Source organism: Acidobacteriota bacterium, from assembly GCA_030697165.1.
In the GTDB taxonomy this organism is placed as follows: domain Bacteria; phylum Acidobacteriota; class Vicinamibacteria; order Vicinamibacterales; family UBA2999; genus 12-FULL-67-14b.
This window is the reverse complement of record JAUYQQ010000015.1, coordinates 370003-385149: the sequence shown is the minus strand read 5'-3', so window position 1 is coordinate 385149 and position 15147 is coordinate 370003. Positions and strand designations below refer to the sequence as shown.

Sequence of the window (15147 nt, the reverse complement as noted above, 5' to 3'; positions counted from 1 at the left end):
CTAGATGAGACCCCTACTATGCGGCGTGCTCGTGGCGTGGCTGGCACCGGCGGCGGCGGCCCAGCCCGCCGAGCTGCTGGATCGGACGCTCGCGATCGTCGGCACGCAGGTAATCACGCTCGGCGATGCGCAGGCGGCGGTTCGCCTCGGGCTGGTGGCCGCCGCGCCAGGGGCCGATCCGGCTTCGATTACGCAGGTGCTGGTGGATCGGGAATTGGTCCTGCGCGAAGTCCAGCGCTATGCGCCGCCCGCGCCGTCGGACGGCACGGTCGAGGCGCGGATCGATGAACTCCGGAAGCAGCTGCCGGCGCCGGGCGAGTGGGCGCGGATTCTCGCGGCCACCGGCTTCACCGAGGCGCGCCTGCGCGCCTGGGTGCGGGACGACCTGCGGACCGTCGCGTACCTGGCGCAGCGGTTTGCCTCGGCCAGTACGCCGACCGACGCCGAGGTCGCCGTGCTCTTTACGCAGGAGCGGGTCGCCTTCGAGCGCGCCGGCATCACCTTCGAACAGGCGGCACCGGCGCTGCGCGAGCGCCTGGTCGAGGCCCGCCGCCGCGAGCTGATCACCGACTGGGTATCCGACCTTCGCCGCCGCACCACGGTCGTGCTGCTGCCGCAGTAGTGTGGGCTCGCGCCTCCCACCTTCGCGCTGACGCGCTACGGTGGACAGGCCGGCGCTCGTAAGGCTCGGCGCTTCGCGCCTTCGTGGGGCTTGGGGCTTGCGCCCCTCGTGGGGGTCGGGCCTCACGGCCCTCCTGCGGGATTCCCCACGCCGAGCGGAGCGAGGCGCCGCACGACGGCGCGAAGCGCCGAGCCCGACAATGGCGCGAAGCGCCGAGCCCCACGAGCACTCAGCGCAGGAACGCGCGCAGCAGCTCGCCGCAATTGAACAGGCTGTGACTGACGATCGAGGCGATCGCACTGCCACGGGTCAGGTAGATCGCGCCCCACGTCGCGCCCAATGCGCCGGTCAGGATCGCGGCGTCCCAGCCTTGTAGGGTGTGCCCCAGGCCGAACGCCAGGCTCGTGACGACCAGTCCGAGTCCGGCGCTGCCCAGGTTGTGCCGGAACCGATGCAGCAGGAACGCCCGCTGCAACTCCTCGCGCAGTCCCCCGGCGACGATCACGACAAACAGGAACGCCAGCAGGCCGGTCTGAGTCCCGAGCAGTCCCTCCAATGGGTTGACCGGGACGTTGCGAAGAAACGGCACGAACGCCCGGATCGCGAGCGACAGCACCACGATCAGCGCCACCACGAACGGCACTGACAGCACCCCCACGACGGCTTCGCCGCCCACGGGACACCGGCCGAGGAAGACGTCGCGCGGCCGCTCGCCGCCCTGAATCAGCAACCACCAGATCAGCGACAGCAGCACCACCGTATCGCCGAGCGCCAACGCGAAGACGAACGTCGCCGACAGCGTGCCATCGACCGTGAGGGGCGCAATGCCCGCGGCTTGCAGGCCCGCCCCGAGCAGCAACTGCGTCGGATATCCGGAGCACAGGAGGATCTCGGCCCACGCCCGCCACCGTCGGCGCGCGGGCGCTGCCTCGACCGCGGCCGGTTCAGGATCGATCGGGGTGTCTGGCAGCACGCGTCACTCTCGCTCTAGCCGATGGTACACTCGAACCAGTGGCCGAGCCGACCTCCCATGCTGCCGAACGCGTCCTGATCGTGGACGATGATCCCGCGACGCGGACGGGACTGACCGAGCTGGTGCGCGCGTGGGGCTTCACCGCGGAATCGGCGGGCGACGGCGCCGAGGCCCTCGAGCGGGTCACCGACTTCCGGCCGTCGATCATCGTCTCCGACATGGTCATGCCGCGCATGAGCGGCCTCGACCTGCTCAAGGCCCTGGCCGGCGAGGTCGAGCAGATCAAGGTCATCCTGCTGACCGCGCAGGGCACGGTCGACACGGCCGTCGAGGCGGTCAAGGCCGGCGCCGAAGACTACCTGACCAAGCCGCTCGATCCGCACAAGCTGCAGCGGCTGCTGGTGCGGCTGGCTGAGATCAACCAGCAGAAGCGCGAGAACCAGGCGTTGCGCCGCCAGTTGACCGGCAGCGGCCGATTCGGCCGCATCATCGGCCACAGTCCCGCCATGCGGGCCCTTTATCAAGTGCTCGAACAGGCGGCGCCCACGCCGGCGTCGATGCTGCTGCTCGGCGAGTCGGGTACCGGCAAGGAACTGGTGGCCCAGACCATTCACCAGCTGAGCCCACGCGCGAACGCGCCGTTTGTCGCGCTCAACTGCGCGGCGATTCCCGACACCCTGCTCGAAAGCGAGATCTTCGGTCATGAAAAGGGCGCCTTCACCGGCGCCACCGACCGGCGGCTGGGCTGTTTCGAGCTGGCGGACCGCGGCACCTTGTTCCTCGACGAGATCGCCGAGATGACCCCGGCGACCCAGGTGAAACTGCTGCGGGTGCTGCAGGAGCGGAAGTTCCGCCGGTTGGGCGGCCGCACCGAACAGGCGGTCGACGTGCGCGTGATCGCCGCCACCAACATCGATCCCGCAACGGCGATTCGTGAGGGCCGCCTGCGTGAAGACCTCTACTATCGGCTGAACGTGTTCAGCATCAAGTTGCCGCCGTTGCGCGAACGCAAGGACGATCTGCCGCTGTTGATCCAGGCCTTCGTCGACGAGTTCAACACCCGCGACCACCGCTCGGTGAAGACGGTGGCGCCGGCGGCGATGCGCCTGCTGGAACAATACGACTGGCCCGGCAACGTCCGCGAACTGCGCAACGTGATCGAGCGCGCCACGATCCTTGCCCGCGGTGAGGTGATTGAACTGCCGCACCTGCCGGCGCTTGGCGCCGCGCCGGCCGCCGTGGCCCCGGCCAACGGCGTGACCATCGCCCCGGGGATGACCGTGGACGAGGCCGAGGAGAAGTTGATCTTCGCCACGCTCGAGGCCGCCGCCGGCAACAAGACCCGCGCCGCCGAGATGCTCGGAATCAGCCTCAAGACCCTCCACAACAAGCTGAATCGATTCAAGGATGAGGGTGCCAAGGGTGCCTAAGGTGCCTAACGTGCGCGGGTAGGTCGGGCCGGCATGCGGTTGTCGATCAAGCAAAAACAGGTGCTGGGCGTTACCGCGATGGTGGCGCTGATCGTCATTGCGCTCAGCCTACTGCACCTGGGCAACACGGTGGTCATCCTGCTCGCCGGGAGCCGGGATCGTTTGAATCTGTTTGGCAGCTCGGTGTATTCGCAGGCGGCCATTGCGATCGTGTCGCCGGAAACGGCGTACCAGGACGTCCGCAACAGCCGCGCTGTGCAGTCCGCGTTGCAGGCGGCGCTGTATTCCGACGATATCATCGAGGCGTCGATCGTCGATCCGGACGGTGTCGTGATTGCGTCGAGCAATCCAGAGCAAGTCGGCAGGACCGTCACGCGATTGCCGCAGCTGAACGACTTGTTCGCGCTCAACGACGTGGCGAAGCTGCGAGCGATTTATCTCAATGACAACAATGTCGAGTGGACCCAGCCGATGGCGCTCGGCGATCAGCCGTTCGGCGAGATACGCGTCAGCCTGATGCCCGGCTTGCTGCGCAGTTACCTCAATCCGTCGATCACGTCAGCGGCCCTGGTCGCGGGGGGCGCGTTGGTGGTGGCGATCGTCGTCGCCATGCTGCTGGCCCAGCTGGTGCTGCGGCCCATGCACGTCATTCGCAGCAGCCTGACCCGGCTGGGCCGCGGTGACCTGGGCGCCACCCTGGACCTGCGCGACGATGAGGAACTGCGTGACCTGGGCGATGTGTTCGACCAGGTGAGCGCGCAACTGCGGGCGGCGTCGCCGGGCGGGCTCTCGCCGGCGCAGCTGGGCGAGATGTCGCGGCGCATCACGCGCGTCGGCCGGTTGTTCACCGGGGTGGCGCACGAGATGAAGAACCCGCTCAACGCCATGACGATCCACATCGAGCTCCTGCGCGCGAAGCTCGATGCGGCGAGTCCGGCTTTCCCGCACCTTGACGTGATCGCCGGCGAGATCCGCAAGCTCGACGAGCGCATCCAGGGGTTCCTGAAGTTCGTGCGGCCCGAAGAGGTGTCGTTCGGCCCGGTGCCGCTGGCGCCGCTGATTCGCAACGTGCTGGCCGCCGTCGGGCCCGAAGCCGACCGCGCCGGGGTCACCATCCAGGCGGGGTGCGGCGATTCGACGCTGGTGGCCGAGGGCGACCCGGCCCAATTGCGCGACGTGTTCCTGAACCTGGCCCAGAACGCCATCCAGGCCATGCCGAAGGGCGGGCGACTGTCGATGACCTGCAGCGTCTTGCCAGACCACCGCGTCAGCGTGCGCGTCGAAGATACCGGGGTGGGGATCGCGCCGGAGAATCTGGAGCGCATCTTCGAGCTGTACTTCACGACGAAGGATCGCGGATCGGGGATGGGGCTGGCGCTGGTGTTCCGGGCGGTGCAGATCCACAACGGCACCATTGACGTGGAATCCACCGTCGGGGTGGGGACTGCGTTCATCGTGGTCCTGCCTGACGGGCGACCTGTCACGCCGCAGCTCGACACCTCGAATGGGAGCGGAGGCGGATAGAATCGGGATGATGAGACGGGCCCGGCTGGCGACGATTGTGCTGCTGACGACGATGCTTGGCGCGTGCGCGGCGAAGGCACAGGTGCGCACCGAAGTCGAACTGCCGTTGCTCGATCCGCCGCCGCCGCCGCCGCGCGTGGTGACGATTTACCAGGACGAGCCGGCCCTGGTGCCGGTGGCGCCGGTGGTCGAGGCGGTGCCCGCGCGACCGCCGTCGCGGCCCCAGCGGGCCGACGTCAGGCCGGAGTCGGCGCCTGCCACGGAGCCGGTCGCCGACGCCGTCAAGCCGCCAGCGCCAGCGCTGACCCTCACCCTGTCACCGGGGACCGAGGCGCAGACCGCCGGCGCGATTCGCGAGTTGATGGCCAGGGCATCGCGGGACCTGGCACGGCTCAACCCGGCCGCGTTGAACGCCGATGGCCGCGGCCAGGCGGACGCAGCCCGCCGCTTCCTGCAGCAGGCTGAAGACGCTCTCAAGGCGCGCAACATCATCTACGCCGGCAAGCTGGCCGACAAGGCGGCAACGATCGCCGCTGTGCTCGTCCGCTGACTTCTGACATCTAATCTCTAGTAGTCGCGGTTGCACGCGGCTGCACCCCAACCGTTGTTTACCTTGCCGAAAAACTTTCGTTAAGCGAAAATATAGCGAATGGAAGTTTTTTGGCCGGTTTCCGCGATATATTGCGGACGACCTAAAAGAAAAACGCAACATGTAGTGGCTAAGTGCTTGACAACAAATAGTTACAGGCGCATATTTGGCTCCGCGCTCGAAGATGACTTTCAATCGTCAGACACCTCCCGGCGTCCAACGATTGAGGCTGAATCGGAGCCGAACTCGAGAACCAAAAGAGCCGATTTAGAAACGTCAGACCGCGCGTACCAACCAATTTTAGAAACACGTTTGATTAGCTAGGGCGTCCGCCCCATAGGGGAGGGGTGTCGCCATTCGGAGGAAGAAGCATGCAGGAAGGCGCTTCCCAGAAGGGTCTGTCAGCATCACCCGCGGGACAGACCGCAAGCTCGTCGTCGGGCAACGTTGAACCGACAGAGTCAGCACGAAGCAGAAAGTCTCAGGCCTCCCCCGGTCTGGAGTTTCCGCGCTATTTCACGGCCGCCGGCAGCGATCCGTTCGACCTGGTCGAATGGGAGCTGCGCGACGCCATCATCGGCAACGAGAAGGGCACCGTTGTTTTCGAACAGCGGGACGTCGAGATCCCGAAGTCGTGGTCGCAACAGGCCACCAACATCGTTGTCTCAAAATACTTCCGGGGGCATATCGGCTCGCCCGAGCGCGAGCAATCGGTCAAGCAGCTCATTGGCCGGGTTGTCGACACCATTACCGCCTGGGCGCGCAAGCAGAAGTACTTCGCCTCGGACGCGGCGCTGCAGGCGTTCAGTGACGACTTGAAGTTCCTGCTGGTGCACCAGAAGGCGGCTTTCAACAGCCCCGTGTGGTTCAACTGCGGCTTTGAGAAGGCGCCGCAGTGCTCGGCGTGCTTCATCAACGCGGTCGACGACACCATGGACTCGATTCTTGGCCTGGCCAAGACCGAGGGCATGCTGTTCAAGTTCGGCTCCGGTACGGGCAGCAATCTCTCGGCGATCCGTTCGTCGAAGGAACTGCTGGCCGGCGGCGGCACGGCGTCGGGGCCGGTATCGTTCATGAAGGGGTTCGACGCGTTCGCGGGCGTGATCAAGTCGGGCGGCAAGACGCGCCGCGCCGCCAAGATGGTCATCTTGAACGCCGAGCATCCCGACATCGTCGACTTCATCAGCTGCAAGGTCGAGGAAGAGAAGAAGGCGTGGGCGCTGATCGACGCCGGCTACGACGGCTCGTTCACGGGGACCGCCTACGGCTCGGTGTTCTTCCAGAACTCGAACAATTCGGTTCGCGTGACCGACGAGTTCATGCGCGCGGTGCTGGACGATGGCCTGTGGCAGACCAGGGCCGTGACCACCGGCGAGGTGATGGACACCTACAAGGCGCGTGACTTGATGCGCCTGATCGCCGAAGGCACCTGGGTCTGTGGCGATCCCGGCATGCAGTTCGACACCACCGTCAACGAATGGCACACCAGCCCGAACACGGCCCGCATCAACGCGAGCAACCCGTGCTCGGAGTACATGTTCCTGGACGACTCGGCCTGCAACCTGTCGTCGCTGAACCTGATGACCTTCGTCAAGGACGATGGCGAGTTCGACGTCGAGGCGTATCGCGCGGCGTGCCGCACCATGATCACCGCGCAGGAGATCCTGGTCGACAACTCCAGCTATCCGACTCCGGCGATTGCCAAGAACAGCCACGCCTTCCGTCCGCTCGGCCTCGGCTACGCCAACCTGGGCGCGCTGCTGATGTCGCGCGGCCTGCCCTACGACAGCGATGCCGGCCGCGACTACGCCGGCGCCCTGACGGCGGTGATGACCGGCGAGGCCTACGCCCAGTCGGCGCGGATCGCCCGTGACCACGGCGGTCCGTTCGCCGGCTACGACATCAACCGCGAGCCGTTCCTGCGCGTCATGCGCAAGCACCGCGACGCGATCAAGGACATCGACCAGAAGCACGTGCCGGACGACCTCTACAACGGCGCCAGGCAGGCGTGGGACGAGGCGGTCGAGCTTGGCGAAGACTTCGGCTACCGCAACGCGCAGGCCACCGTGCTGGCGCCCACCGGCACCATCGGCTTCATGATGGATTGCGACACGACCGGCGTCGAACCCGACATCGCGCTCGTGAAGTACAAGAAGCTGGTCGGCGGCGGCATGATGAAGATCGTCAACCAGACGGTGCCGCCCGCGCTCAAGAAGCTGGGCTACACGGCCTCGCAGATCGCCGACATCATCAAGCACATCGACGAGCAGGAGACCATCGAAGGCGCGCCGCACCTCCTGGAGCGCGACCTGCCGGTGTTCGACTGTGCCTTCAAGGCCTCGAAGGGCGAGCGGTCGATCCACTACATGGGCCACATCAAGATGATGGGCGCGACCCAGCCGTTCATTTCGGGCGCCATCAGCAAGACCGTCAACGTGCCGAAGGACGCCAGCGTCGAAGACATCGAGCAGGCGTACCTGGAGTCGTGGCGGCTCGGCGCCAAGGCCGTCTCGATTTACCGCGATGGCTCCAAGCGCACGCAGCCGCTGAACACCTCGAAAGCGGCGATCGACGCCAAGGGCGTGGTGATCAGCCAGCAGACGACCGACGCCGTGAAGGCGGCCGTGGCGGCCGCGCTCGCGCAGAAGGCGCCGGCTCGCCGCAAGCTGCCGGACGAACGGCAGGCCATCACGCACAAGTTCGACATCGCCGGCCACGAGGGCTACATCACGGTGGGCCTGTTCGAGGACGGCATGCCGGGCGAGATCTTCCTGGTCATGGCGAAGGAAGGCTCGACCATCTCGGGCTTTGCCGACGCGTTTGCCCAGGCCATCAGCTACGCGCTGCAGTACGGCGTGCCGCTGCAGGCGCTGGTAGACAAGTTCAGCCACGTGCGGTTCGAGCCGTCGGGCATGACCAAGAACGCCGACGTGCGGTTCGCCAAGTCGATCGTCGATTACATCTTCCGCTGGATGGCGTCGAAGTTCCTCTCGGCCGAGGCCCAGTTCAACGCCGGCGTGAACAATCGCGACGATGCCGCGGGCAGTTACGCGGCTGAACCTGCCGCCGTTCCGGCACCCAAGGTGACCGCGTCACCGACCGCGACGGTGAGCACCACCGGCGTGATCGTGCCGCAGACCCACCAGTTCGCCGCCATGCAGAACCAGGAGGACGCGCCGCCGTGCACGACCTGCGGGTCGATCATGGTGCGCAGCGGCGCCTGCTATAAGTGCAGCAACTGCGGAACAACGTCTGGCTGTGCCTGACGTTGTTCCAGTCCTGAGCGGAGTCGAAGGGCGGCACGACTTCAGGCTGTGCGTAACCGACGCAACCACGAAGGACGCGACGGTCACGACGTTTAGTTTTGTAAGAGGCTGACTAGGGGCGGGGCCGGGAGCAATCCCGGCCCTTTCTCGTTGGTTGCGGAAAGTCCAGTTGTTAACCGGGATACTTGAGAAATATTGGGGCTACAGCTCCTTCCGGCCACTTCAACTCGAAGCCATGGAGGCGGTGATGGCCAACCGCGACTCGTTGCTGGTGTTGCCGACCGGCGGCGGCAAGTCGCTCTGTTTCCAGGCGCCCGCGATCGCCCGCGACGGGCTGGCCATTGTCGTCTCTCCGCTGATTTCGCTGATGAAGGACCAGGTGGACACGCTGGTTGGCAACGGCGTCTCGGCGGCGTACTACAACAGCTCGATGCCGTCGGAGGCGAGGGCCGAGGTCACGCGCGGCATTCGCGACGGCCGCTACCGCATGCTCTACGTCGCGCCGGAGCGGCTGGTCGGCGACGGTGGCGACGGCTTCCTGAAGCTGCTCGAATCGAAGCCGGTCAGCTTCATCGCCGTGGACGAGGCGCACTGCATCAGCCAGTGGGGGCACGACTTCCGCACCGAGTATCGCCAGCTGGCACGCCTGCGCGAGCGGTGGCCGTCTGTGAGCATGCACGCCTACACCGCCACCGCGACCGGTCGCGTCCGCAAGGACATCATCACGCAGCTGGGCCTGCGCGACGCCGCCGAGCTGGTCGGCTCGTTCGACCGGCCGAACCTGGTCTATCGGGTGCTGGCGCGGGCCACGCTCAAAGCCCAGATCCTGGACGTGCTCGAGCGCCATCGCGGCCAGGCCGGCATTATCTACTGCACCTCGCGCAAGGAGGTCGACAGCCTCTCGCAGTGGCTCAACGACACCGGCTGTCGGTCGCGGCCGTACCACGCGGGGCTGCCCGACGAAGAACGCAGCCGCAACCAGGACGCGTTCCTGAACGAAGAAGTGGACCTGGTGGTGGCCACCGTCGCCTTCGGCATGGGCATTGACCGTTCGGACGTGCGGTTCGTGATCCACTCGGGCGCGCCGCAGTCGCTCGAGCACTACCAGCAGGAATCGGGCCGTGCCGGCCGTGACGGTCTCGAAGCCGAATGCGTGCTGATCGCCTCTGGCGCCGACTTCCTGAAGTGGCGCGTCATGCTCGAGAAGAACGGCGAGATGTCCGACGCGCGCCGCACGCTGCTGCGCGACATGGAGCGCTACGCCGCCAGCGTCGGCTGCCGGCACAAGCGCCTGGTCGGCTACTTCGGCGAGACCTTCACCAAGGACGACTGCGGGGCCTGCGACTACTGCCTCGGCGAGCTGGAGACGGTGGCCGACCCCGTAACCATTGCGCGCAAGGTGCTGTCGTGCGTCGCGCGCGTCGGGCAGCGCTTTGGCGCCGCGCACGTCAGCAACGTGCTGCGCGGCAGCGACAGCGAGCAGGTGCGGTCGCGCGGCCACCACGAGCTGTCGGTGTTCGGCCTGATGAAAGACGCGACCATCGACGAGCTGCGCGGCTACGTCGATCAACTGCTGGCGCACGGCCTGCTGCAGCAGGGCGGTGACGAGTACCCGATCCTGCAGCTGACGTCGGAGGGGCTGGCGCTGTTGAAGGACGCCGGCGCGCAGCCGGACCTGTCGCTGGCACGCCAGAAGCGGCCCGAAAAGGGCCGGCTCCCCAAGCGTGCCCGCGTCGAAACAGAAGGCTGGGAAGGCGTCGATCGCGACTTGTTCGAGCGGCTGCGCGCCATGCGCATGCAGGTGGCACGCAAGCGCGGCGTGCCGCCGTACGTCATCTTCCACGACACGACCTTGCGCGAGATCGCGCGGACAAAGCCGGCGACCATCGAGGGCCTGCGTCACGTCAAGGGCGTGGGCGACCGCAAGGCCTCGGATTTGGGCGACCTGATCCTGTCGATCATTGCCGGCCCTTGACCTGGGGCACCTTAGGCACCCTAGGCACCTTAGAATGTCCCCATGTCCATTCCTGCCGGATTCGATTGGAGCACGCCGTTCGTTGCCGACGCGTGCGTGCAACTGTCATTGCCTGTTCGCGTCGGACCTCCGGGACTGCGCTGCACCATCCCGGGCTCCCGGATCGCTGGTCCGGTCTGTCCGGCCCGGCACGCCGGCAGCACCGATGTCTTCCTCGAGGCGATCGCCTCGGCCAATCCTGGCGACATCCTGGTGATCGATAACGGCGGCCGCCTCGACGAGGGTTGCATCGGCGACCTCGTGGTGGGAGAAGCGCACATGAGCCGGCTGGCCGCCACGCTCTGCTGGGGCGCCCACCGCGATACCGCCGCCATTCGCGCCATTGGCGCCAAGGTGTGGAGCCTCGGCACCTGTCCAAACGGGCCGCTCGAACTGCGGTCGCGCGCAGACGATGCGCTCATCCGCGCCCGGTTCGGCGCGGCCACCGTGTCGTCCGGCGACGTCGTCTTTGCCGATGACGATGGCATCGTGTTCGTCGGACTGACCCACCTGGCCGAGGTGATCGAGACGGCACGTGAGATCGCCGTTCGCGAGGGTGCGCAAGCCACCCGCCTGCTGAAGGGCGAGTTGTTGCGGTCGCAGCTCGATTTGCACGGCTACCTCGCCAAGCGCGCGTCGAATCCCGCCTATACGTTCCGCGATCATCTGAAGACATTTGGCGGCGCGATCGAGATTTAGTGCTTCTCCACCGCGCTCGGGTCAGACCCCTCGGCACGACCTGCTCGGGGTCAGACCCGGTTGGCGATATACAATGCCGGCTACCCCTCAATGACGCGCCAGTACTGTCACATCGGCTCCAGCACCATTGCCTATCTCGACTCGGCCCCGGGCGACAGCGCGCTGCGGACGTACGTGCTGCTGCATGCCTTTCCGCTCGGCGCGAATCAGTGGGAGCCGCAAATGCGCGCCATTCCCGCTGGATGGCGTCTGATCACGCCGGACCTGCGTGGCTTTGGCGGCTCCACCGAGCTTGATTCGTTGAGCGCGCTGGCCATGTCGGATTACGCCGGCGATGTGGTTGACCTGCTGGGCGAGCTGTCGCTTTCGCGGGTTGTGATCGGCGGCCTGTCGATGGGAGGCTACGCGGCGCTCGCCTTGCTGCAGAGCGCGCCGCAGGTCATCGAGGCGCTGATCCTGGCCGACACCCGCGCCACTGCGGACACGCCGGAAGGCCGCGCCAACCGGCGCAACATGCTGGCGCTGGTCGACCGCGAAGGCCCCTCCGGCGTGGCGCGGGAGATGATGCCCAAGCTGCTCGGCAAGACGACCCTGGAGCTGAATCCGGCCATCGAGGCGCAGGTGCGACGGTTGATCAAGCAGCAGTCGCCGGTCGCGATTCGCGGCGCCATTCACCGCATGATGCATCGCCCCGACTCAACGGCCCTGCTGGCGCAAGTCACCGTGCCCACGCTGGTGATCGTCGGCGAGGAAGACGAACTGACGCCGCCAGAGGATTCGCGGCGCATTGCGGATGCGGTGCCCGGCGCGACCCTCGTCACCATCCCGGCCGCCGGACACCTGTCGAATCTCGAGCAGCCCGACGCATTCAACGCCGCGTTGACCGCGTTCTTGGCTAAGCTCTAAAGACGATGCGATTGATGGTAACGGCTCTGCTGGTGCTCCTGATCGCCGCTCCGCCGGCGGCGCAGGAACCAGTCACGGCGACGGTCGATCCCCTGCACAAGCCGTTCGACGAGATTCTCGATCTCTACGTCCGCGACGGCCTCGTCTATTACTACGCGCTCAGGCAGGAGCGCGCCAAGTTCGATCGCTACGTCCAGGCCATCAGCGAGGTGGGCGCCGACACGGTGGCCCGGTGGTCGCAGCCGCGGCAACTCGCATATTGGATCAACGCCTACAACGCCTTTGTGCTGCGTTCGGTAATCGACAGCTATCCCATTCGTGGCAAAGCCCCTGACTATCCGGCGAACAGCATCCGGCAGATTCCCGGTGCGTTCGAACGCCGCACGTTCCGCGCCGGCGGGCGCCAGTTGACGCTCGACGCCCTCGAACGAGACGTGATCGGCGGCTTCGATGACCCGCGCGCGCTGCTGGCGCTTGGTCGCGGCGCCATGGGCGGCAGCCGCCTCAAGAGCGAAGCCTTTACCGCCGACCGGCTCGACCAGCAGTTGACGACGATGACCAGCGAGTTGGTGACACGGCGAGTCCTGGTGCAAGTGGATGCCGGTAACAACCGGCTGTCGGTGAACCCGATGTTTTCATGGCGCGAGGCGTTGTTCACTCGGACGCTGGCGAATCGCGCGCCGGCGATGTACGCGACCCGCAGCCCACTGGAACGCTCGGTACTGGCGTTGATCGAGCCGCTGATTGTGCCGAACGAAGCCGAGTTCCTTCGCCGGAACGAGTTCGTCATGGTGTTTCACGAGTTCGACTGGCGGCTGAACGACTTGACGGGCAGATAGGGTGCCAAGGTGCCAAGGTGCCAGGGTGCCAGGGTGCGGGTTGGGGAGATATGGATTTAGGACTGACGGGAAAAGTGGCGGTGGTGACCGGTGGCAGCCGCGGGTTGGGGTTGGCGGCGGCGGAAGCGCTGATTGGCGAAGGCGCGCATGTGGTGGTGTGCGCGCGGGGCGCTGAGCAGCTGCAGGTCGCCGTCGAGCAGTTGCGCGCGGCCGCGGCGAACGGGGCCCGCGCCGAGGCGGTGACCGCCGATGTTTCGACCCAGCATGGGGTGGCCTCGGTCATCGAGACGGCCATCAAGACGTTTGGGCGGCTCGACGTGCTCGTCAACAACGTCGGCGTGGCGAAGGGCGGCGATCTCGAAGCGACCAGCGACGCCGAATGGCACGAAGCGTTCGATCACACCCTGTTTCCAGCCATCCGCGCCTCGCGCCTGGCGGTGCCGCACCTGCGCAAGCAGGGCGGGGTCATAGTCATTGTGTCGTCGATCTTCGGGCGCGAGTCGGGCGGCCGCATGACCTACAACGCCGTGAAGGCGGCGGAGATCAGCCTGACCAAGTCGCTGGCCCAACAACTGGCAAAAGATCAGGTGCGAGTGGTCTCGGTGGCCCCGGGCTCGATCCTGTTCGAGGGCGGGTCGTGGTGGAAGCGCCAGCAGGCGGATCCCCAGGGGATCGCCGAGTTCATCAGCCGCGAGTTGCCGTTCGGCCGGTTCGGCCGGCCTGAAGAAATCGGCGCCGCGATCGCGTTTCTGGCGTCGCCCAAAGCCAGCTGGGTCAGCGGCACTACTGTGGTTGTTGACGGGTGTCAGTCGCGCATGTTCTGAAAGAGGTTCAATCACGAGGGTTCAATCACGAAGGTTCAATCACGAAGGTTCAATCACGAAGGTTCAATCACGAGGGTTCAGGAGAACCCCCGTGTTCGAACCCTCGTGATTGAACCTAAGTGCTTGAACCCTTCTGTTTGAACCAGATGTAGTACACCGGCAGCCCCAGCAGCACCACGCCGAACGTGATCGAGGTCCACACCGGATCGTTGATCAGCGCATTCACGACCAGGTAGAGTGCGGCGGCGATGAACACCGCAGGCACGAACGGATAGCCCACCACCTTGTAGGGCCGATGCAGGTTCGGCTGCGACTTCCGCAGCGTGTAAATGGCGGCCACGCTCAACGCATAGAACGGCCACATCGCGAGCACGAACGTGTCGGTCAGCTGCTCGAAGGTCTGCGTCATCACCATGGCCACGCCCAGCACCGAGGCCAGCGCAATGGCGACATACGGCGTGTGCCACGTCGGGTGGACCCGGGCGATGGGGGCAAACAGCAGCTTGTCGTCGGCCATCGCGAAGAAGATGCGCGGTGACGCGAGCATGCTGCCCATCAACGATCCAAACGTGGAGATCATCACGACGACCGCGATGAACGAGACGCCGATCTGGCCGAACAGCGCGCCCATGGTGTCGGCGGCAATCAGCGGCGAGCTGGCCACCTTCTCGATCGGGCTGACATACAGGTAGGCCGCGTTGGCGAGGAGGTAGATGGCGATGATCATCACCGTGCCGATGATGATCGCCCGCGGCAGATTGCGCTGCGGGTCTTTGACCTCGCCGCTGGCAAACGTCAGGTCGGCGAACCCGTCGTACGCCCACATCACCGAGATCAGCGCCAGGCCAAACACGCCGGCATCCACCGCGGCGCCGTTGGAGGCAAGGTGGCCGAACGAGGCGCCGGCATCGCCGCCCAGCAGGAACGACGCCGCGACCAGCAGCGCCAGCGCCCCGAACTTCGTGATGGTCGAGATGCCCGCGAACAATGCGCCCAGCTGGACCCCGACGATGTTGGTGGCCCCGGCGAAGATGATGGCCCCGGCCGCTAGATAGTCGGCCCACGCCGGGTGGGCAATGGGATCGAGGCCGAAGACCCGCATGAAGTACTCGCCGAACACCGACGAGATGCCGCCAAGCGCCGCGGCGCGAATGAGCACCAGCTGCGCCCAGCCGTAGAGAAACCCGAAGGGACGTCCCCAGCCCTCGCGCAGGTACACATACATGCCGCCCGTCTCGGGCATGGCCGCCGACAGTTCCGCGAAGGCGAGCGCGCCACAGAGCACGATGATGCCGCCGATGATCCAGACGGCCATCATCAGCATGGGATCGGGCACCCGCGTGGCAATGCCGGCCGGCGTGCGGAAAATGCCGCCACCGATGGTGATGCCGATGACGATGCCAATGGAACTCAACAGGCCGAGGCGGCGGACGAGGGTAGGCATTGGGGGGAACTATAATG

The 15147-nt window shown here is 66.2% G+C and carries 12 protein-coding genes; 10 read left to right on the top strand and 2 right to left on the bottom strand.

The window, feature by feature from the left end:
• Positions 1-4: 4 nt before the first annotated feature.
• Positions 5-622: a hypothetical protein gene (locus tag Q8T13_15350; protein ID MDP3719138.1), complete on the top strand. Its 618-nt coding sequence runs from the start codon at positions 5-7 to the stop codon at positions 620-622.
• Positions 623-851: 229 nt separating this feature from the next.
• Here the strand turns inward: Q8T13_15350 and Q8T13_15345 are convergent, their stop codons facing one another.
• A complete protein-coding gene (locus Q8T13_15345; protein ID MDP3719137.1) occupies positions 852-1595 on the bottom strand; it encodes a CPBP family intramembrane metalloprotease in 744 nt (247 codons plus the stop codon).
• Positions 1596-1633: 38 nt separating this feature from the next.
• Between Q8T13_15345 and Q8T13_15340 the strand changes: the two genes are divergently transcribed.
• From Q8T13_15340 to Q8T13_15300, 9 genes are all read left to right on the top strand, one after another.
• Positions 1634-3025, top strand: coding sequence for a sigma-54 dependent transcriptional regulator (locus Q8T13_15340; protein ID MDP3719136.1), 1392 nt, complete (start codon positions 1634-1636; stop codon positions 3023-3025).
• 33 nt (positions 3026-3058) lie between these two features.
• A complete protein-coding gene (locus Q8T13_15335) occupies positions 3059-4549 on the top strand; it encodes an ATP-binding protein (GenBank protein ID MDP3719135.1) in 1491 nt (496 codons plus the stop codon).
• 7 nt (positions 4550-4556) lie between these two features.
• On the top strand, positions 4557-5099 hold the full coding sequence (locus tag Q8T13_15330; protein MDP3719134.1) for a hypothetical protein: 543 nt from the start codon (positions 4557-4559) through the stop codon (positions 5097-5099).
• Between the two features lie 410 nt (positions 5100-5509).
• Positions 5510-8404 carry a vitamin B12-dependent ribonucleotide reductase gene (locus Q8T13_15325; GenBank protein ID MDP3719133.1) on the top strand — a complete coding sequence of 965 codons (2895 nt, stop codon included), beginning with the start codon at positions 5510-5512 and terminating at the stop codon, positions 8402-8404.
• Between the two features lie 169 nt (positions 8405-8573).
• Positions 8574-10379 carry a DNA helicase RecQ gene (gene recQ / locus Q8T13_15320; protein ID MDP3719132.1) on the top strand — a complete coding sequence of 602 codons (1806 nt, stop codon included), beginning with the start codon at positions 8574-8576 and terminating at the stop codon, positions 10377-10379.
• Between the two features lie 42 nt (positions 10380-10421).
• Positions 10422-11117: an RraA family protein gene (locus Q8T13_15315; GenBank protein ID MDP3719131.1), complete on the top strand. Its 696-nt coding sequence runs from the start codon at positions 10422-10424 to the stop codon at positions 11115-11117.
• Between the two features lie 90 nt (positions 11118-11207).
• On the top strand, positions 11208-12023 hold the full coding sequence (locus Q8T13_15310) for an alpha/beta fold hydrolase (GenBank protein ID MDP3719130.1): 816 nt from the start codon (positions 11208-11210) through the stop codon (positions 12021-12023).
• Between the two features lie 14 nt (positions 12024-12037).
• Positions 12038-12862 (top strand): DUF547 domain-containing protein, encoded by an 825-nt coding sequence (locus Q8T13_15305; GenBank protein MDP3719129.1) that lies wholly within the window; start codon positions 12038-12040, stop codon positions 12860-12862.
• 50 nt (positions 12863-12912) lie between these two features.
• The gene (locus Q8T13_15300; protein MDP3719128.1) at positions 12913-13686 is read left to right on the top strand and encodes an SDR family oxidoreductase; all 774 of its coding nucleotides are present in this window, start codon (positions 12913-12915) and stop codon (positions 13684-13686) included.
• A gap of 115 nt (positions 13687-13801) precedes the next feature.
• On the opposite strand, the gene Q8T13_15295 is transcribed toward Q8T13_15300, so the two are convergent.
• The gene (locus Q8T13_15295) at positions 13802-15130 is read right to left on the bottom strand and encodes an amino acid permease (GenBank protein ID MDP3719127.1); all 1329 of its coding nucleotides are present in this window, start codon (positions 15128-15130) and stop codon (positions 13802-13804) included.
• Positions 15131-15147: the final 17 nt, after the last annotated feature.